At 47.2% G+C, this 18,794-nt stretch carries 18 protein-coding genes and 1 pseudogene; 7 read left to right on the forward strand and 12 right to left on the reverse strand.

Translation table 11 applies throughout. The annotated features are described in order from the left end of the window. Positions 1 to 131: 131 nt before the first annotated feature. From ACFSUF_RS13540 to ACFSUF_RS13565, 6 genes are all read right to left on the reverse strand, one after another. Positions 132 to 485: a transposase gene (locus ACFSUF_RS13540; protein WP_377603445.1), complete on the reverse strand. Its 354-nt coding sequence runs from the start codon at positions 483 to 485 to the stop codon at positions 132 to 134. A gap of 36 nt (positions 486 to 521) precedes the next feature. Then, complete coding sequence (locus tag ACFSUF_RS13545; RefSeq protein WP_377603446.1) at positions 522 to 812, reverse strand: hypothetical protein; 291 nt, start codon at positions 810 to 812, stop codon at positions 522 to 524. A gap of 438 nt (positions 813 to 1,250) precedes the next feature. Beyond that, the gene (locus ACFSUF_RS13550; RefSeq protein WP_377603447.1) at positions 1,251 to 2,678 is read right to left on the reverse strand and encodes a VanZ family protein; all 1,428 of its coding nucleotides are present in this window, start codon (positions 2,676 to 2,678) and stop codon (positions 1,251 to 1,253) included. Between the two features lie 304 nt (positions 2,679 to 2,982). Beyond that, positions 2,983 to 3,291 carry a hypothetical protein gene (locus tag ACFSUF_RS13555; RefSeq protein ID WP_377603448.1) on the reverse strand — a complete coding sequence of 103 codons (309 nt, stop codon included), beginning with the start codon at positions 3,289 to 3,291 and terminating at the stop codon, positions 2,983 to 2,985. Between the two features lie 521 nt (positions 3,292 to 3,812). Beyond that, positions 3,813 to 4,475 (reverse strand): hypothetical protein, encoded by a 663-nt coding sequence (locus ACFSUF_RS13560; protein ID WP_377603449.1) that lies wholly within the window; start codon positions 4,473 to 4,475, stop codon positions 3,813 to 3,815. Positions 4,476 to 4,971: 496 nt separating this feature from the next. Beyond that, positions 4,972 to 5,460 (reverse strand): GNAT family N-acetyltransferase, encoded by a 489-nt coding sequence (locus ACFSUF_RS13565; protein ID WP_377603450.1) that lies wholly within the window; start codon positions 5,458 to 5,460, stop codon positions 4,972 to 4,974. Between the two features lie 530 nt (positions 5,461 to 5,990). Here ACFSUF_RS13565 and ACFSUF_RS13570 point away from each other — a divergent pair. The 5 genes and pseudogenes from ACFSUF_RS13570 (at position 5,991) to ACFSUF_RS13590 (ending at position 9,445) form a co-directional block, all read left to right on the forward strand. Beyond that, positions 5,991 to 6,113, forward strand: coding sequence for a hypothetical protein (locus tag ACFSUF_RS13570; protein WP_377603451.1), 123 nt, complete (start codon positions 5,991 to 5,993; stop codon positions 6,111 to 6,113). A gap of 40 nt (positions 6,114 to 6,153) precedes the next feature. Then, positions 6,154 to 7,500: a cytochrome ubiquinol oxidase subunit I gene (locus tag ACFSUF_RS13575; RefSeq protein WP_377603452.1), complete on the forward strand. Its 1,347-nt coding sequence runs from the start codon at positions 6,154 to 6,156 to the stop codon at positions 7,498 to 7,500. After that, entirely contained in the window at positions 7,497 to 8,525 is a 1,029-nt protein-coding gene (locus tag ACFSUF_RS13580; protein WP_377603453.1) for a cytochrome d ubiquinol oxidase subunit II, read from the forward strand. The genes ACFSUF_RS13575 and ACFSUF_RS13580 overlap by 4 nt, the downstream gene beginning before the upstream one ends. A 27-nt stretch (positions 8,526 to 8,552) precedes the next feature. Next, positions 8,553 to 8,639, forward strand: a pseudogene (gene cydS, locus ACFSUF_RS13585) (cytochrome bd oxidase small subunit CydS); the annotation flags it as partial. Positions 8,640 to 8,722: 83 nt separating this feature from the next. After that, positions 8,723 to 9,445, forward strand: coding sequence for a ferritin-like domain-containing protein (locus ACFSUF_RS13590; protein WP_377603455.1), 723 nt, complete (start codon positions 8,723 to 8,725; stop codon positions 9,443 to 9,445). Between the two features lie 42 nt (positions 9,446 to 9,487). Here the strand turns inward: ACFSUF_RS13590 and ACFSUF_RS13595 are convergent, their stop codons facing one another. Next, positions 9,488 to 10,312 carry an AraC family transcriptional regulator gene (locus tag ACFSUF_RS13595; RefSeq protein WP_377603887.1) on the reverse strand — a complete coding sequence of 275 codons (825 nt, stop codon included), beginning with the start codon at positions 10,310 to 10,312 and terminating at the stop codon, positions 9,488 to 9,490. Positions 10,313 to 10,434: 122 nt separating this feature from the next. Here ACFSUF_RS13595 and ACFSUF_RS13600 point away from each other — a divergent pair, with 122 nt between their 5' ends. Beyond that, on the forward strand, positions 10,435 to 11,316 hold the full coding sequence (locus ACFSUF_RS13600; protein WP_377603456.1) for a phytanoyl-CoA dioxygenase family protein: 882 nt from the start codon (positions 10,435 to 10,437) through the stop codon (positions 11,314 to 11,316). Positions 11,317 to 11,384: 68 nt separating this feature from the next. Here ACFSUF_RS13600 and ACFSUF_RS13605 read toward each other — a convergent pair whose 3' ends face one another. Next, positions 11,385 to 12,104 (reverse strand): SDR family oxidoreductase, encoded by a 720-nt coding sequence (locus ACFSUF_RS13605; RefSeq protein WP_377603457.1) that lies wholly within the window; start codon positions 12,102 to 12,104, stop codon positions 11,385 to 11,387. A 298-nt stretch (positions 12,105 to 12,402) separates the two neighbouring features. Then, positions 12,403 to 13,485 carry a Gfo/Idh/MocA family protein gene (locus ACFSUF_RS13610; protein ID WP_377603458.1) on the reverse strand — a complete coding sequence of 361 codons (1,083 nt, stop codon included), beginning with the start codon at positions 13,483 to 13,485 and terminating at the stop codon, positions 12,403 to 12,405. A 178-nt stretch (positions 13,486 to 13,663) separates the two neighbouring features. Here ACFSUF_RS13610 and ACFSUF_RS13615 point away from each other — a divergent pair, with 178 nt between their 5' ends. Then, on the forward strand, positions 13,664 to 14,557 hold the full coding sequence (locus ACFSUF_RS13615; protein ID WP_377603459.1) for a helix-turn-helix domain-containing protein: 894 nt from the start codon (positions 13,664 to 13,666) through the stop codon (positions 14,555 to 14,557). 108 nt (positions 14,558 to 14,665) lie between these two features. Here the strand turns inward: ACFSUF_RS13615 and ACFSUF_RS13620 are convergent, their stop codons facing one another. The 3 genes from ACFSUF_RS13620 to pnpS form a co-directional block, all read right to left on the reverse strand. After that, a complete protein-coding gene (locus ACFSUF_RS13620; RefSeq protein WP_377603460.1) occupies positions 14,666 to 15,973 on the reverse strand; it encodes a homocysteine synthase in 1,308 nt (435 codons plus the stop codon). Positions 15,974 to 16,120: 147 nt separating this feature from the next. After that, positions 16,121 to 16,831, reverse strand: coding sequence for a response regulator transcription factor (locus tag ACFSUF_RS13625; RefSeq protein WP_377603461.1), 711 nt, complete (start codon positions 16,829 to 16,831; stop codon positions 16,121 to 16,123). Positions 16,832 to 16,866: 35 nt separating this feature from the next. Continuing rightward, complete coding sequence (gene pnpS, locus ACFSUF_RS13630) at positions 16,867 to 18,660, reverse strand: two-component system histidine kinase PnpS (RefSeq protein ID WP_377603462.1); 1,794 nt, start codon at positions 18,658 to 18,660, stop codon at positions 16,867 to 16,869. Positions 18,661 to 18,794 lie beyond the last annotated feature (134 nt).

The following is an 18,794-nucleotide window of genomic DNA, read 5'->3' on the forward strand; positions in this document are numbered from 1 at the left end:
TAAAACAATTGACGCTTACTAGAATACCATAATTATCCTGCCTTTTAGCTTAACGAGGCTGCCTACATATTCGTGGCAGCCTCGTTAGTTTCCTTTATTGTGTGCTATCTTTCCCCGTTAGGCTTAATGAGTCATCTATTCTCCTCATCCAACGATAGGAATAAATCCTGTAAATCTCCATTAACTGCATAGGCGTTGCCTTGAACAGTTATCTTAACATCTAAATCTGCTAATTCCGATATTGATACAACCCCATCAAATATTCCTAAAAGGGTTGAAGCAGTATCCACTTGTACTTGCTTGATGATTTTATAGAGTATCTCTTTGTTCTCATCGGAAAGTTCCGAATATAACTTTAAAGCCTTCCTCCAGTGTGGGTCAGTCACCGTTTTTCTATCAGTATTTGTAAAGATCCCACGATAAATTTCCAGGTTGTCTTTAACAACATTCTGGTAAAGGCATTTAACTAGGGTCTCATCATTCATTATTTAATTCTCCTTAAATTCAGCTAAAGTTCCCAGTTAGTTCAACGACTTAGCTTCGGATTGAATCCTGTATTTATATCTCAATAGTCCTGGCTGGGAGAACCGAGTAATCCATTTAGCATAAATAACATTCTTATTTTCAAGTTCTATTGTTACTGTTTTATTGTGAAACACTTCGTTGTCAATTTTAGTGATTAACTCAATAGTGCCATACGTTTCACCAGTGAAATTATCTTGGTGCGTTTCTTCTTTATACTTGAGTATTTTAACTGTCTGATAGTTAATTTTTATTGTGATGTGTTTCTTTATTTTTCTATTAGGTTTCATGTCAGCTCCTTTATTTTCGTTTGTATTTTTATTTTAAAATCCTATTGTACCGAGTTAATCTGCCCTTTAGCTTAACGAGGCTGCCATACAAATTCGTGGCAGCCTCGTTGATTTCCTTTATTTAACTATAGTTCCCAGTTAGTTTAATCGTGAATGGAATCAGAAGTAATTTCATCAATGACAGCAATTGCCTTAGATTTCGATGAATTTCCTTCTTTTATTTCAAATTCCCCCATTACTTCAATAAGAATCAGGGAGCAGCTACCACGGCAATCTGCTCCCTGATTATTCCGCTATCGTTTAACGTAACCACTGGGGTTTGAAGAGATCTTTACCAATAACACTAGCTGACACAGGCTTTTTGCCAACTTCTCTCGCCCATTCACTTTTGCTGGTAAACCCTCTCTCTTAGTCAACTTCTGAACAAATCTGATTTGTTTAATTAGAACTTATTGCGGGAATATGCCCACTCCATTTCTCTCCGTTTACTGTTCCCTTAAATTCATAGACAGGCTGATAATATCCTTTTGAGTCATACATATAAGTTAATGTATAGCTTTCTACGGTCAGGTGGTCACCTGGTTTGTAATCGGTGTATCTTTCAAAATTTCCTTTTTCTATTTCTTCATAAGCCTGTGCTGGTGTGTTGATATCAACCTTTTTCACATAATTATTTACATTCATAAAATACAATATCTCGCAAGGTCCGTCAGTTTCTATAGAGGGTGTTATCAATATTCCCCCGCTTACATGATCTGCATTGCTCTTGGTAATATCCGTTGGATTACCCGCATCCCAGCGAAGGTAATGTTCGTCCTGTATGCTAAAGACTGCTCCCGTAGGCAAAAGCCCCATTGATCTAAGCCATTTTTCGTATCGGGCGCGTTGTTCCAATAACGTCTTTTTAGGGGGATTTGGGTTTGAGCAGTTATCTTGCCTCAGCGACCATAACCCTTGGTCTAACTGGTAAATAAGACTGTATTCGGCTCCGGCGTCGTTTTGATAATGAAAATATCGATTATACGATTCAGTACGCATGCCTCCCTGCCTGTGCAGTCCAAATGTCTCTGAAAGCAATGACCCCAATTCTCTGGCATGGTCTACATTATGAATGCTGTCGTTATGGTACAGACTTACCGGCTCCGCAGTTGTTGGCAAAGCAGTGGAGAGTTCCACTTTAACTTGTTTCATGTTCTGGGGAACAGCTGGGCGAATGGACATATTACCCAGTTCTTTTGTATGGTATGCGAATAACGCCCCGGAAAATACAGCAGTAAATACGAGCGGGATGGCCATAGCCTTGAACACAGGTATTAGGGCGACTTGTTTACGTTCCAAGCAGGCAAGGATAGCCATTACTACTAAATATCCAACTATGCTTCCGATCGTGTTGTGTAAAATATCGTCAAGCTCAAATATACCTCTGCGGGTAAGCAGCTGAAAGACCTCGATACCAACTGTCACAGCCAGAGATAGAAGTAATACCGGCATAAATCGGCGTATGCTTTTCCCTAACAGCGGCAGTAGAAATCCCAAAGGAACGAACAATAACATATTGAAGATAATTAGCTGAAACTCGATTAATGACCAGTTGTGCCATGCACTCACATAACCGCTGAAAAGCCTGAAATTGAATAGACCTTCAAATTGGGCTCCACGGCTGAAGGTCGTCAAGCCCATGACGACGACAAACCAACCCAAAATAAGAAAAGAAACGAAGAATTGTCCCTTGGTTAATGTTCGTTTCCCATTTCTTTTTTTGTAAATAAAGTAGATGAGCACTAAAACGAAGATTGCGACGAAAACCGCAACCAATGCAAAAAGAGCAATTGGCGCGATTGCTGATAAAATTCCTTTAATATCCATGTTTCCTCCAACAGTTTCACATTTCTTATTTTACAACGTTTATTCGTTGGACAATAATTACTATCTTAGATATAACTATTTCTCTAAGTACTAAACGAAACCTCATTCAACATTGTTGCGTTATCCTGCCCGATTCGTTGAAAAAAAGCTGCCGATTGATTAGACCTGCAGCCTTCAATATGTTATTACTCTATCGTGTCCCGTAAGTTAAAACCTTCTGTCGCAAGACCCGCCTTGATAAGTAGTCACGCCCCGACCCGCTTCTGCAACTCCATGATATAGTCATACTGCTTCTCTGATTTTCTTATTCAAATAAGAACCAAACCAAAAGCAACGCAAAAACCAAGAGAAGGTGAAAAAGTGGAATGGCCGAAATCAGCAGGTTTCCTTGCTTCCGCTTGACGATAGCAAGAATCAAACACACCAAATACGTAATCAAATACAAGCTGGACACGATCACGAAAGCGAATACGACGAATAATAACAGGGCGCTCTCGCCGCCCGATCGAACCCCAGCAATCTGCATGATGTTCCCAATCATCACGAAAGGATAAGGCAACAGCGCAAGGCCGCCAATGACGAGAAAAATGATGCTTAACGCTTTTTTGTTCATGATGCACCTCATGTCTCTTCCCCTATCACCATTTCAACATTGCTGGTTTTGTTATGCGAAGGATTCTCGTCATTCGCTTTGTCAAAACATCCAACGAAGATAAGGCGATAATAAGTAATTTATACTTCATCTCGAACCCCTTATTTAATTCATGAAAATAAACGTATAAAGTTCAATTATTGTTACACTAAACTGCCCGTCAGCTTCACAAGCCTATGAACATCAAGCAACTATGTGATCACTGATTCAGATAAGCCCTTCGTCTGACGCCGGTCTGCGCTAAGGTTCTAGGAACTTCATGAAATTTGCCTTTTCCACTAGATCCCTCAAATGTTGATGTCTTTCAGCTTCCCTCTTTACATAATACTCACTGTACGCATTTGTCGATTCCAATATATATACATAATAATTGTCCGATAACGGAACGTGATAATACGAAACTCCTGGCTTCAGAATATCGGTTAAGATTTGAGTCGCATCCCCTAACGGCACTTGGTCAGTCCCGTAAGAAAGCCATATACTCAATTATGATAGCCCTCACGCTCTCTTTTCATTTGTATAATAATCATCGGGATCAATATCACGATGAAAAGGACGAATATGATGTACAGATTGGCGCCTAGACTATAAATCGAGAATATTGCAAAAACGGAAACGATGGCTAATGCCGCAGTGATTAACAATACCTTGCCGACTCCGCTATTCTTATACCTTGTACTCCCGTCCGGGATAAACGTAAAGCCAACTCTGAAAAGATGTAATGCTGTTGCCACTGCAATTGTTAAAACCACTGTTCCCGTCTGTAATATAAAACCATCCGCCGAAGTAGGCGCGATATTTGCAGGTGAGATCCAGCCTAAAGCGTCCATTGTAATGAACGATATTACCTGAAGCGTCATAAAGAAGATATAACCAGTGGCACCCATGATCGCAGCGTAAAATAGTTGTATCTCGAATACATACGTTAGGAACAGGATTATAGCTACAAGTATGACGACCGGTACGACGTTGGGCGGTAGTACATTGTTACGTAACGCCCACGAAAGTACAGTTACATTTACACCCGCGAATATGGATCTCCCAACGAGGTACTTAAGATCAAAACGAAATAATTTTAACAACAGTACGAATATCGCGACTGCTTCCAGCGTAGAGAATAGCATAAATTCTAAGAAGTCCTGCATCCAACATTCTCCTTTTATATGTTTAACGTGACTAGTCTCTGTCGTAGACCGCGCGCACGCTCGACGCGTCTCTGTAATTTCCCGGTAACTCCGTAATCGTTCGCATCCTTATAACGTTTCAGCTCCAGTATTACCGCTATCTTAGCGTCAAGCACAAGCCCATGAACTTCGAATAATACAGGGTTAAGCACCTTCAACTTTACTGTTTGTAACTCATCATTTGTCATAGTTAAATGGTATGAAGTAACTTGATTTGCTGCCCCATTACCTTGAATATTTCTTTTTCTTTGCGTATTACTCTTGTTTGAATCTGTTTTCGAGGTAGTTTTATATAAAAAATACATATAGCTATTGAAAAATTCTCGCAATAATGATTATGGATATAAACATGTTATCACCTGACTTTTTAACGGAATTTCAAATCCAGCAATAACACCAATCCCACCTTCACCAGCTCCAGAAAGGGCTTTAAGAATCCAATATTTCGGCTTTGAGTTTAATTGAACTTGAAGTTTAATTTCATAGTCCACGAGGTTCCTGATATCCCAAAATGCTCAAAACCAAGTTTTTCATATAACTGAAGTGCTGCTTGATTCTCTGGATTAACGCTTAACGAAAGTGATTTATAACCATCGGATATTGCTTGATGAATGATTTCTTTCATAAGCCGCGTTCCTAACCCCTGCTTTCTAAAATTAGAAAGTATAGCAATACCTAACTCTGGGGTTTCACAATCAACAAACCCATATCCTTTATCCGTCTCGGCAAATAATCTATACCATGCAGCACCTACGGGTTTATTGTCAATCAGAGCTATTAAAGCAATATCACCTTTTCTTCCCCAATCCTCGCTATATTTCTTGATATTTGGGTCATTCAGAAGCTCATGTTTGGGTGGCTTCCCCTGTGATATATAAATGGACTCATAATGCATATCCATAAGAAAATCATATTCCTTTTGTTCCAATGGTCTTACATGTATCACAGAATCACCCCTTCGCATCTTATTCTATTTCCAATCATGCACTTGGTCTATAGTAAGATTGGTTTTATTCAACTCTTCTGCCCGTTAGCTTAATGCCGGCTGCCAGTCTATATTTTTATTATCACAGCACACCTGCAGTTGAAAAGCAGCCGACGACTCGAGCCGTCCCCAGCCATAAACCATGGTTGAGGGATGGCCCCTTTTTCTCCCGTTGAATAGAACAAAGCCAGGGCATGCCACGCATCCTAGCTTTGTGTTGTTTACAATTACAAACACCATGAAATAACTACATTAAAGGACTTTCTTTCCCTGAAAGAACTTTATTTTCCATGAAAGATCTTTATTTCCCTTCTCCACTTTATTATCTAACGTTCACAACTCCCCCACAAACTTTTCACCATTCCCTCAAAATGTATGTGAACTTTTTCACATAATATCCGATATAGTAAATAGAGAAGTTCAAGCCTCTCGCACTGGTGTAATATGTAATAGACCGGACAAGGCGAAATATTCCAGGAAAAGGTGGACTTATGGGCAAAGAGCCACATGATTCAGACAAACGCATCCATAAGCAGGAGAAGCGGCTGATGATCCTCATGTTCGTTGTGGCGGTTATTATGCTGATTTCTTTTGCACGCAAGTTTTTCTCGTAGTGAAGGGGACTTATTCAGATCAAAAGGAGTTGGACGCACCATGCCGCAATACGATCCGGCCATATACAGCCGAATCCTGACGAGCCTTACGCTCGGATTTCACATTATCTTTGCCACGATCGGGGTCGGCGTTCCGCTGCTGATTGCCCTCGCGGAGTGGATGGGGATCAAGCGCAGCGATCCCCATTACACCCTGCTCGCCCGCCGCTGGGCGCGCGGCTTCGTCATTACCGTAGCCGTCGGTGTCGTGACGGGTACGTCGATCGGCATCCAGCTCAGCCTGCTGTGGCCGAGCTTCATGCGGGTTGCCGGACAGGCGATTGCACTGCCGCTGTTCATGGAGACCTTCGCCTTCTTCGTCGAGGCGATTTTCCTCGGAATCTACCTGTATACGTGGGACCGGTTCAAGAAACCGATTTACCATTTCCTGCTGTCGATTCCGATTATCCTCGGCTCCTCCGGTTCGGCCATGTTCATTACGATGGTCAATTCGTTCATGAACGCGCCGGCCGGCTTCACTTTAAAAGACGGTAAAATCACCGACATCCAGCCGATTGTAGCGATGCTCAACCCGGCAACGCCGACCAAAGTCGCTCATGTGCTGTTCTCGGCGTATTTAACTTGCGCATTCATTCTGGCTGCTATCGCGGCCTGGTCGCTGCTGAAAGGCAGAAACCATATCTATTACAAAAAAGCTCTCAAACTTACCATGACGACCGGCCTTGTATTTGCGGTCGGGACTGCTGTTGTCGGTGATCTATCCGGCAAGTACCTGGCTGAATACCAGCCCGAAAAGCTGGCTGCTGCCGAATGGCATTTTGAGACGATAGAGAAAGCCCCGCTTATTCTAGGAGGCATCCTGACGGAAGAACGCGAAGTCAAATTCGGCCTGGAAATCCCCTATGCGCTAAGTATTCTTGCCCACGGCACCCCCGATGCCGTCGTGAAAGGGCTGAACGAAATTCCGCCGGAAGACCGGCCGCCTTTATATATTCATTATCTGTTCGACTCCATGGTAGGCATCGGCATGTTCCTTACACTAGTTACGATCATCTACCTTATCCTGCGAAAACGCCGAGGCGGCAACCCTCACCGGCGATGGCTGCTTTGGGCGATTCTGCTCGGCGCACCGTTGTCCGTCTTCGCCATCGAATTCGGCTGGGTGTTCGCCGAAGTGGGCCGCCAGCCGTGGATACTCCGCGGTTTTATGAGAACAAGCCACGGCGCTACGACTTCCGAGCATGTCGATACGATGCTGTACCTGTTCCTGCTGCTCTACCTCGTTTTAGGTATTGCCGTTACGCGCGTGCTGCGGCGCTTGTTCCGCAACAATCCGGCGGAAAACGAACTGCAGTCCATTTCGTCTGGGGAGGCGCATAAACGATGAGCTACGAACTGCTCGGGATTACCGTCCTGTGGACGTTTCTGTATGGATATCTGATTGTCGCTTCGATCGATTTCGGCGCAGGCTTCTTCAGTTATTACAGCGAAGTGACCGGCAATAAGAACGTCATTCATCATATTATCGAACGCTATTTGTCACCGGTTTGGGAAGTGACGAACGTGTTCCTGATCTTTTTCATGGTAGGCATTGTCGGTTTTTTCCCGGACACGGCTTATTATTACGGCACCGCCCTGCTCATCCCGGGGAGTATTGCCATCATCCTGCTGGCGATCCGGGGTTCCTATTATGCTTTTGCCAATTACGGCTCCAAAAAAGACAACCGCATCTACCTATTCCTGTACGGCGCAAGCGGCTTGCTGATCCCGGCCTCATTGTCTACTGTGCTGACGCTGTCGGAGGGCGGGTTTATCGAGGAGCGCGGGGACAAGGTCGTGTTTCTATATCAAAAATTGTTCACAAGCTCCTATTCCTGGTCCGTCGTCCTTCTTGCCATTGTAAGTGTGCTGTACATTTCAGCAGTATTTCTAGCCTATTATGCGGACAAAGCAGGCGACAAGCCCGCCCTGCACTTGCTGCGCCGGTATGCTATCGGGTGGAGCATGCCTACGATCCTGTGTTCGCTGCTCGTGTTCTTTGCAATCTCCAGGCATAATCCGCAGCATTTTGAGCGAATGGTCGATCTATACTGGATGTTTGCCTTGTCGTTCCTCTGCTTTGCCGCCGGGTTATATCTCGTATGGACCAGAAAAGCGTATGGCCTCGCGTTCATATTTGTCATGCTGCAGTTCGCTTACGCTTTTTTCGGCTACGGGGCGGCACATTTGCCATACTTGCTGTATCCGTATTTAACCATTCACGACAATTTCACGAACGAAGCGATGGCGACCGCACTGATCATTGTGTTTGTTCTCGGCTTGCTCGTGCTAATCCCGTCGCTGGCGCTGCTAATGAAGCTGTTCCTGTTTGACGCCAAATACGTGCAGGGCAAGACAAAGCCGAAGAAATAGCACATTAGAAAAAGGAGAGATTCGCTTATGCAGCACTTTTTGATCACGTACGCCCCCCCTTTACTGGTCGTCCTTGCTCTGTTGTTAATCTTTTGGTGGGGAGCACGGCCTGAAGGGGAAAATTAGAATAGTTCCTTTTAAAGAGGCAAATCCTACCTCCTGACTGTAAAAAACAGGTCAGAAAGGGATGTAATGAAATGAACGAACAAAGAGGATTACAGCAGGTCGCGGCTTCTATGAACAATTTTCAAGGCACGTTTAACATGGATAAGACCGGCTTCAATCCGGCCATGCCTGGGCACTCGACAGATCACCAGATGACTCTCCGCCAAGAACCGAGAACGGTGAAAAAAATCGGTGCAGGGATCGGACTTCCGTATGAAATCCGCAGTGAAATGGCATTGCAGCTGGATGATCACCAGTGTGCCCTTTCCGTAGCTCTTCATCAGTACAATAAGCATCATTGGATGAGTGAAGGAGCTGAAGGCTTCCTGAGCATTCATGAGCTTCTTAACGAACACCGTGAAAAAACAGCTGAGCACATCGACGAAATCGGCGAGCGTGTAGCACGTTTAGGCGGCGTTCCGACTGCACATCCGGTAACTCAACATGAATTGTCCTACATTAAACATGAAGTAGAAGGGCGTTATACGCTTCGCGACTATTTGCGGAACGATTTAGAGCATGAGTTGAAAATTCAGCAGATGCTTCGCGCAACGATCGATCGTGCGCATCAGCTGAAGGATTTTGGAACTGTGGAAGTGCTGGAAGATATTCTGGTAGAACGGGAAGACCTGGGATACCATCTGTACAGCGTACTGGAGGACGATTCCCTGGTCCGCGGCATGAAGCATCTTCTCGATGGACATGAAGACATTTCCGGCGACCGCCCGATGAACCCCGAAACGAAATTGCAATAGGTAGTGCCAGCCGCCTTCCGTTATCGGAAGGCGGTTTCTGTTTCACCGCCATTTTCGGTAATATCTAGGCGAACTCCCAGTTTTCCGCTTGAAAAAAGCAGAGAAATGGAACGCATCGGCAAACCCCAGCATCAGTGCAATATGCTCTACCGGCTGATCGGTCTGCTCCAGAAGCTGTTTGGCCTTGGACAGCCTCAATTCGAGCAAGTATACGTACGGACTTAACCCGATGTGTTTTTTAAACAGCTTGGTAAAATAACTCCGCTCCAGCCCCACATAATCCGCTGCTTGGCTGACCTGAATCGGCTTATCGTAATGCTGGTCCAGAAACTCCTTCGCTTTCTGCATCCGCATGGCCGATTCATCCCGGGAAGGAAAGGCCGGTTCCGCTGCGGACAAATCTCTGACAAGCTCGTCCTGAATGAGCAGCAGCAAACCCTGGTAAAACAAGGCTCGCTCCTCTCGGCCCCCTGTTGGGTTTTCTTGCAACAGCATCGACAAAAGCTGCAGCACCCTTTCCGGGCGCTTATGGTTTAGAATGGGCTCTTCCGCCCTGAAGCCAAGCTGTTCCATTCGTTCACCGGCCCGATTTCCTTCCACACTGATCCACATGTATTCCCAAGGATGCTTGTCATCCGCCTGCCATTTAGTCATTACATGCGGATGAAGCAGAAACGACTGGCCCTGCTTGACCTCCCGGGAGATGCCCGGAGCTTCATATGCCCCTCTTCCGCTGGCCACGTATACCCACAAGTAGTGGTCGCGAACATGCGGCCCCGCATAATGTCCCGGTGAACACGCTTCCTGCCCGAAATAACCGATATAACATTGTTCACCGGGTGCGGGCATTAAGAAATACTGCCTCATTGACAATGGAATCCCTCCTTGTTAAAAAGACACAAATTCATATATTCAAGCATCAATTACTCATGTAAAAACAGTAGTTTCCTTGTTACGATAAACACATTATATGACAAGGAGGAGCATGTATGAAAGTACAAATCGGAAAAGGCGAATTTCAATTGGGAAGTGAGGAGCTGACTGAACTAAGAGACTCTACAGAGCTGTTGGGCAGTGTGGAACAGCTTCGGACACGCATGGAAGAAGACGGGTATCTGCTGCTCCGCGGATTCCATGACAGGGCACAGGTATTACGGGCAAGAAGCCAAATTCTGGCGAAATTAGCGGCAGACGGCAAGTTCGCGGAAGAAACCGATCCGGAAGAGGCGATCATCGGACCGCTGAACAAAGGCGCTTTTTACGGAGGGACAAACGAGGATCTGCCTGAGTTTCTGGAGTTGGTGAACTCAGCGCGTGTCATGCAGTTTTTCCAAGACTTTCTGGGCGGCGAACCGATGACCTACCCATTTAAGTGGCTTCGTGCGGTTGCCCAGGGTGACAATACCGCGGCCCATTACGACATCGTCTATATGGGACGAGGCACCCCTAACCTGTATACGATGTGGACTCCTCTTGGCGATACCCCGATAGAGATGGGCACACTGGCTGTTCTGGAAGGCTCGCATCGCTGGCAAAACCTGCGGGAAACCTACGGACGGATGGACGTGGACAGGGATGGTACGGGAGGCTGGTTCTCCGATGATCCTCACGAACTGATTGAGAAGTTCGGGGGAAGATGGGCGACTAGTTCCTTTCAGGCAGGAGATGTCATGATTTTCGGCATGTTCACAATGCACGCTTCTACCGTCAATACGTCGAACAAGATGCGCGTCAGCTGCGACACCCGCTACCAGCTGGCCAGCGAGCCGGCCGACGACCGCTGGATCGGGAAGAAGCCGAAAGGCCACCGTCCTGCCGAGGGTGTGCAGAACCGTACCATGGCGGAAGCTCGGGAGAAGTGGGGATTGTAGAGTTTAAACAGCCGCCATGCCGGAAGGCATCAGGCGGCTTTGTTCTTGATACTTACACCACATAGGGATTATCCCCTATCTGTAGTATTTTGAAACAATTGTGGGTATATGGACGAAACACCGCCTGCCAAATCTTTTTGTACTTTGCGGCTCCAATCATCGGCCAGAATTTCATAGCTGTCCGCTTCAACCCCGTCAATCGCTATTTTGGCTACATCGGCCGGATTCGCTTTCGGAGCCGTAATTTTTGCTGTCATGTCTGTATCCATAAAGGCAACATGGAGTCCGGCAACTCTGATGTTGCGCGGAGCCAAATTCAATCTCAATTCGTTGGTCAATCCCCATTGTGCTGTCTTGGCAGCCGTATATCCGCCTGCACTACCTATGCTGAACCAGGAGAGGACCGAGAGAATATTTAAAATCGTTCCTCCGCCGTTACGCTCCAACACCGGCACAAACGAACGAATCATAGACAGGGTACCGAACACATGGGTACCGAATTCAAGATGAATTTTATCCAGTTCTCCATCGAGCAGTGACGCACCTGTAGACGAGCCTGCATTATTGATCAGAAGCGTTACATCGTTAGCCGTATTCGCTGCGGCGGCAACAGATCCAGGGTCCGTTATGTCAAGCTGTAGCGGAATTGCACCAGGAATATCCACGCTCTGCGGGTCCCTCGCACCTGCATATACCTTTGCCCCCCGGGACAAAAGTTCAAGTGTAAGATGGCGGCCAAGCCCTCGATTGGCACCGGTCACTAAAGCAACTTGATTAGCAATATTCATTATTCTATCTCCTTCACCACTTATTTTTTTGTCAAAGGCAGTCCTTTAACATAATTGTCGCCTTTGCTGAAAGCAAGAATATTATGCTTCACATAAGAAGCAGCTATTATGAAGTGAGGATTCTCATTTTAAAAGAATGCCCCATTTTCGACCCTAAGACTGCCGCGTTCTCCCGATTACCGCCATCGTAAACCGACCAAACAAAAAGGCCAACCAGTAATAACTGGCTGACCTAATAATACGAAAGACTGCCACTCCAGGTTTTACACCTAGGGACAGCCTTTCCTCTATAACAATGTTAGTTATTGAAATAAACCGCTTGGCCTGTTCTGGAGGACTCGTAGATGGCTTCCAGGATCTCGGAAACGACCAGAGCCTGCTCAGGTTTCACAGTCAGTTCTTTATCGTTCAGAACCGCATCGATCCACAGTCTTGCTTCCAGGTCTGCGTCGGATTCGGTTTGGCCTTCGTAGAAAGCTACGCCGCCTGCAGACAGGTCAACTTTAGTAGTGAACAAACGGGAGTTTTTCTCGCCGTTAATGCGAAGGCCGTCTTTCATGTCGGCTCCGCCTTCAGTACCGCTCAGGGATACTTTAGCTTCGTCCACTTCCAGGGAGTTCAGCGCCCAGGAGGATTCAAGGATAATGGTTGCACCATTTTCCATTGTGATCATCGCGAATGCGGAGTCTTCTACTGTGAACTGCTTCGGATCCCAAGGGCCCCAAGCGTTAGCAGCGTTCTCGCGGGAAGACAGCTTGTGGAACGCGCGTCCCAGAACCGCTTTCGGCTTGTAGTTGTCCATCATCCACAGCGCAAGGTCAAGCGCATGGGTACCGATATCGATCAGCGGGCCTCCGCCTTGCTTCTCTTCATCCAGGAACACGCCCCAAGTAGGTACGGCACGGCGGCGGATCGCATGAGCTTTCGCGAAGTAGATCTCGCCGAACTCGCCGGCTGCGCAAAGGCCTTTCAGGTATTGGCTGTCCGGACGGTAACGGTTGTTGTACCCGATGCTCAGCTTCTTGCCGGTACGCTTGGAAGCTGCCAGCATTTCTCTAGCTTCTGCTGCTGTCTTGGCCATAGGCTTCTCGCACAATACATGCTTGCCTGCTTCCATAGCGGCGATGGAGATGAAAGAGTGAGAATCGTTAGGCGTACAAACGTGTACGACGTCGATTGAAGCGTCCTTCAGTAGTTCCTTGAAATCGGTATAAGTCTTCGCTTCCGGTGTACCGTACTTCTCTTTCGCCTGCTCGGCTTTCTCCGGGATGATGTCACAGAAAGCTACCATTTCAGCGTCTTTCACTTTTGCCAAACTTGGCATATGCTTACCGTTGGCGATACCGCCGCAACCAATAATCGCTACTCTTACTTTGGACACGTTCAAGTTCCTCCTTAGATTCGATCCGTTGTACAAAATGGATGGTTACATAATAGGTTGAATTTCTTTATAATGTAGATGTACATGTTCGCTTTTAGTATAGTGAATATTACTTCAAAAAGAAATTGCAGATATAGGTATGATTTTATGCTATTTTGGCATTCTGGGGGCGGCAAGCTTGGAAATATACAATGAAAAGGTCACTTATGAAAACCCTCTCTTGTCTTTAAAAGTTTTTCAGACGGACCGGTTTCAAGACGGCCACTCCAGGTGGCATTACCATAAAGAACTGGAAATTCTGCTCGTCCTCGCCGGCAAGCTGGATGTGGAAGTGGAAGAAGAGCATTATTCACTGTCTGCCGGAGATATTGTGCTCATCGGAGCTTCCCAGCTTCACCGGGACCGCAGCATCGGCCATCTCGTATACATTGTGCTGCAGTTCGACATTCAGGAGTTTTTTGACCAGAACACCATGCAGTACATCCGGCGGTTTTCCGATCCGAAGCATCCTCTTAGCGAGCTGAACTACATCATCGGCCAGAATGCCGACGTCAAAAAAACGCTGGTGAACTGCATTACCGACATCCACCGGGAAAGCCGCACCAAAGAGGAAGGCTACGAAATCGCGGTCAACATCCGCATTAAGCAGATCTTGCTTACGCTTCTGCGCAATGACAGGCAGCACAGCTTGAGCCGGCGGGACGACTTCGACCTGGTACGTCTGAAGCCTGTGCTCGACTATATTGAAGCGAACATTGACGGCAAAGTACAGGTAGAGGAAGCAAGCAAGGTGGCTAATATCAGCTACTACTATTTTGTGAAGTACTTCAAGAAAGTGGTCGGCATGTCCTTTACAGAATACGTCAATTACAAGAAAATTAAACGTGCCGAGCGGCTGCTTCTCACCAAAGATATGAGTATCGCGCTGGTGGGCGAGGAAATCGGGATGCCGAACATGGCGCATTTTTATAAGATTTTCAAAAAGTACAACGACTGCTCCCCCAACGAGTTTCGTAAGAAGATGCTGGATTGGAATGCGCCCCAGCAGGCAGCTGTACCGAGCAAGAAGTAATGATGCGAGCCTTGGTAAGATAAACATCGATGATACGGTAATATTTTCCGATCAAAATGAAAGAGCCGCTCTCCAATGGAGGGCGGCTTCACTTTTGCAGGCAGCTATTTACTTCGCCACCGCTGTTTGCTGGCTCACCTCAATTGCCTGGGTCAGATCAGCGATAATATCCTTCACCGACTCCGTGCCGATGGACAAACGTATCATTCCCGGGGTTACTCCGGCCGCCTGCTGCTGCGACTCGGTCAGCTGGAGATGTGTGGTGCTGGCTGGATGGATAATCAGCGATTTGGAATCTCCTACGTTGGCCAAATGCGACAACAGCTTCACGCTGTCAATCACTTTGCGTCCCGCTTCCACACCCCCGCGGATCCCGAACGTAAGAATGGCTCCTTGGCCGTCCGGCAGATACTTTTGGGCAAGTTCGTACGAACTGTGGTTTTCCAATCCAGGGTAACTTACCCATTCGACAGCCTCATGCTCTTCCAGGAACCGGGCGACTTGCAGGGCATTCGTGCTGTGACGTTCCATGCGCAAATGAAGTGTCTCTAATCCCTGCAGCAGCAAAAATGCGTTAAACGGCGCCAACGCCGAACCCATATCGCGCAGCAGTTGGACTCTTGCTTTGATTATGTAGGCGATGGCTCCCACAGCTTCTGTGTAAACAACACCATTGTAGCTTGGATCCGGCTCGGTAAGGCCAGGGAACTTGCCGCTGGCTTTCCAGTCAAATTTTCCGCCGTCTACGATGACCCCGCCGATGGAGGTTCCGTGACCGCCGATAAATTTAGTTGCCGAGTGAACGACGATATCTGCACCGTGCTCAATCGGGCGAAGCAAGTACGGGCTAGGGAACGTGTTGTCCACAATAAGCGGAATTCCGTGCTCATGCGCGACCGCCGCTACTGCTTCAATATCAAGAACGTCACCCTTCGGGTTGCCTATCGTTTCAGCGAATACAGCTTTGGTTTTATCCGTAATCGCTGCACGGAAGTTCTCAGGATCGGAAGGATCCACAAATTTCACTTGAATGCCCAGCTTGGGCAGCGTCGTTGAAAATAGGTTATATGTACCGCCGTACAGGCTTGCAGCAGAAACGATTTCGTCTCCGGCTCCGGCAATATTCAGAATGGAGAATGTAATGGCCGCTTGCCCGGAAGATACAGCCAATGCCGCGGCTCCGCCTTCCAATGCCGCAACACGTTTTTCAAGAACATCGGTTGTCGGATTCATGATACGGGTATAGATATTGCCGAACTCTTTCAGGGCAAACAAATTCGCTGCATGTTCCGTGTCGCGGAAACCGTAAGAAGTAGTTTGGTAAATAGGCACCGCACGCGAGAAGGTCGTAGGGTCAATTTCCTGCCCGCCATGAACGGCAAGTGTATCAAGGGAAAGCTTCCATTCCTCAGACATCGGTCATTCCTCCAGAACAAATAGAATATATTTACACCCTATTATCTCATAGAAAAGGTAGAGTGAACAGTAGTTTCTCCAAGTTTTCCAATGGGAATATAAATAAAAAAGCTCCGCATCGGATACGGAGCATGTACAAACCAAACATTATCTCTTAGAAAAAACCAACTTATACCCCACGCCGCGGATCGATTCGATTTGGACCGAATCCTGTCCCATCTCCAGCTTTTTGCGAAGAGAGCTTACATGCACGTCAACGGTACGCTGCCCGCCGATATAGTCGAACCCCCACACTACATTCATCAGGTCATCGCGGGTAATTACCATGCCTGGGCGCTGGACAAGATACAGCAGCACCTCGAACTCTTTGGGTCTGAGCTGTATGGATTCGCCCTGAAGGACAACTTCGTATTTCTCGGGAAATATTTTCAATTCCCCTACTGAGATGACCTTATCCGACGAGGAAGCCGTCTGATGCTCGCCGTCATCCGGCACAGTTCGACGCAGTACGGCCGACACCCTGGCAAGAAGCTCCGCCACACCGAACGGCTTTGTAATATAATCATCCGCTCCATGTTTAAGTCCCTGTACGACCTCATCCTCCGCATTCCGGGCCGTGAGGATAATGACCGGCGTTTTATTTCCTTTTTGCCTAAGCTTGGTAAGCACTTCGAAACCATTCATGCCCGGCAGCATAATGTCAAGAATGATCAAGTCAAACGGCTGCTGCAGTGCAGCCTGAAGCCCGTCGCCTCCATGGTCCACCGCTCTCGTCTCGTATCCTTCCTGGGTAAGGTTGTACGAAAGCAGTCTCGCTAAGGTCGGTTCGTCTTCTATGACAAGAATTTTGTGCGGCATAGAAACCCCCATCTAACTTTAATAGTACGCTATATTTAATGAATCACCGGCAATTCGATGATGAATTTGGAACCGACGCCCAAGCCGCTCTCCACCCGGATCGTCCCCCTATGCAGTTCAACCAGATGCTTCACGATAGAGAGTCCAAGCCCAGTTCCCCCGGAACTTCGGGAGCGTGCTTTATCCACACGGTAAAAGCGTTCGAAAATCCGCGGCAAATCCTTCTTCGGAATCCCGATTCCGGTATCTTCAATGATAATCCGGACATGCTCGTAATCCCCTTCCGGCGTCGGGTCCGCCGGTTCCACCAACACCGTAACCTTACCGCCTTCCGGCGTATAGCTGATCCCATTCGCCAACAGATTAATGAGGATTTGCCGCAGCCTATCCTCATCCGCCTCAAGATAAACCGTTTCATCCACTTGCATGTCAATCTTGACCTGCTTTTTAGCAGCTTCCGTCCGCATAACCTCGACTGTTTTACGCACGAACATGTCCATATGAATCGGTGAAAAATAAAGCGGTATCCGTTTAGACTCAATCTTGGAAAGCTCCAAAATATCGACAATCAGCCGGTTTAACCGGTCGCTTTCATCATAAATGATCTGCAGGAAGGAATTCGCCGTCTCCTCGTCTTTGACTGCACCTGCCAGAAGCGTTTCGGCGAAGCCCTTCACGGCAGCAATCGGCGTCTTCAGCTCATGCGATACGTTAGCGACAAACTCGCTGCGCATCCGCTCGAGGCGCCGGATCGCCGAAATATCGTGAAGCACGATCACGATGCCGGCCCACTCCTCTTCACTATGATACATCGGAACAAGGTTAATCTCCAGTATCCGCTCCTCCGGGAAATAAAACGTAATTTCTTCGCGGATATGTTCTTTGCGCTCCATGCATTCCTGGATAATCTGCGTCATCTCATACTGCTGCTTTGCCTGGTCGTACCGTTTGCCAAGCAGCTCTTTGCTGCTGAATCCCAAAATTTCTTCGGCCGAACGGTTCAGCAGCACAATGCGCCCTTCCCGGTCAATCATCACGACGCCGCTGATCATATTTTCCAACACGCTTTTCAGCCGGCTTTCGTCCTCCTGGATCCGGTTCATCTGGAACTGCAGCGAGTCCGCCATGGCGTTAATCGCGTGGCCTAGCTGGCCAATTTCGTCCGTATTTTTGATATACACACGGGATTTATAATTCATATGCGTAATTTGCCGGGCTACACGCGTAATTTTCTCTAACGGCTGGGTCAGGCCGTGGGCGATCCGGTAACTCAGCAGTCCCGCCGCCAAGAAGAAGATCAACAGCCCCAAAATTAGATAAAACCACACTAGACGGGTGCTTGCCTCTACATCCTCCAGGCTCATTGATAATCTAACATATCCCCTGAATTTCGGATTATCGTTAACCGGCACCGCTACATACAGCATATTTTTCTTAAGGGTCTGACTGTATCTGGTTGTGCTGCCTAGTCCCTGCTCACGGGCTTGGACAACTTCCTCACGATGGGAGTGATTATCCATATTCACCGGATTGTTATCGGAGTCCCCCAGCACGATACCGTCTTCCCGGATAAAAGTAACCCGGGCCTCCGCTATCGTGCGCAGCCGTTCCGCCAGCTTCGTATAGTAGGCAATCTGTTCGGTATCGCTCCCCTCACGGAGCCAGTCCGTCATTGCCAGAATGATTTTGCTCTCCCTGACCAGGTTTTCTTTGAGGCTTTTCAGCTGGGATTGATTGAACGTCCTCGCCATAAAAATACTGCTGGCCAACACGGACAACCCGATCAGCACCACAAAAATCAACGTCAGCCGGACGCGAAACTTCTTCATTGGCCACATCACTTTCCTTCGTTAACTTGGCGCAAAGGCACTTCTATTATCGTAACTTTTACAAGACATGAAGACTAGTGGGTTGTTTATTAAGATTTTGTAAATAAACCCTTATCGAAGCAACTCAGGATGAG

This window comes from Paenibacillus gansuensis (assembly GCF_042684925.1).
Classification (GTDB): Bacteria; Bacillota; Bacilli; order Paenibacillales; family DY6; genus Paenibacillus_N; species Paenibacillus_N gansuensis.